Origin of the sequence: Streptomyces sp. WAC05292, from assembly GCF_003949955.1 — a bacterium.
Lineage (GTDB): Bacteria > Actinomycetota > Actinomycetes > Streptomycetales > Streptomycetaceae > Streptomyces > Streptomyces globosus.
Window position 1 is genome coordinate 1 of record NZ_RPSE01000857.1, and the last position, 683, is coordinate 683.

A 683-nucleotide genomic window follows, 5' to 3' on the forward strand; every position below is an offset into this window, starting at 1 on the left:
GCGGAGGAGGGGCCGCGCCGGCTCCCGGGGGGAGTACGAGGACGAGAGCCAGCGCGGCGGCGGCTGCGGCCGCCGCGGCGGCCCGCCGGATCCGGGGGTCGTGCACCGGGTCACGCTACGCAGCCCCGACCCGCCGGCCGCCCGCGCCACGCGGCCCGTCCGCCGCCCCACCCGGTCGGCGGACGCACCTCCGCCGCGGAAACGGCCACGACCGGACACCAACTGGACACGAACCGGCATCCGTTGGCACCGAAGCGAAGCCTTGGTCGGACCGTTCACCCCTCTGGCCGCCGGGTTCGATTCCGTTCCCTCAAACGGCGTGACCCCGGCCACCGATCCGCCGTTGATCCCGGCAGGCCGGGAACCGCCCGGCCCCCCGCTCGCCTAGCCCGAGGAGCCACCCCGTGCCCCGCATGCTCGACGTCAGTGATGAGGTACGTGCCGAGATCGGTGACGAAGAAGCCGAGAGGCTGCTCACCGGCGACGACGCACCGCGCAGCTACGACTGCACCTCCTGCCGGACCCCCGGGGACCCCGAGACCGACCCCACGAGCACCGTCCTGTTCGTCGGCGACGAGACCGCAGTCCTCGCCTTCGCGCACGCCGGCTGCATCCCCTCCCAGGTCGTGTCGGTCTCCGAGGAGCAGCTCCAGGGCGCCGTCCGCAGCATCACCGGCGACAGC

The 683-nt window shown here is 74.5% G+C and carries 1 pseudogene; it reads left to right on the forward strand.

What is annotated here, in order from left to right:
• Nucleotides 1-413: 413 nt before the first annotated feature.
• Nucleotides 414-683, forward strand: a pseudogene (locus EF903_RS33425) (hypothetical protein); the annotation flags it as partial.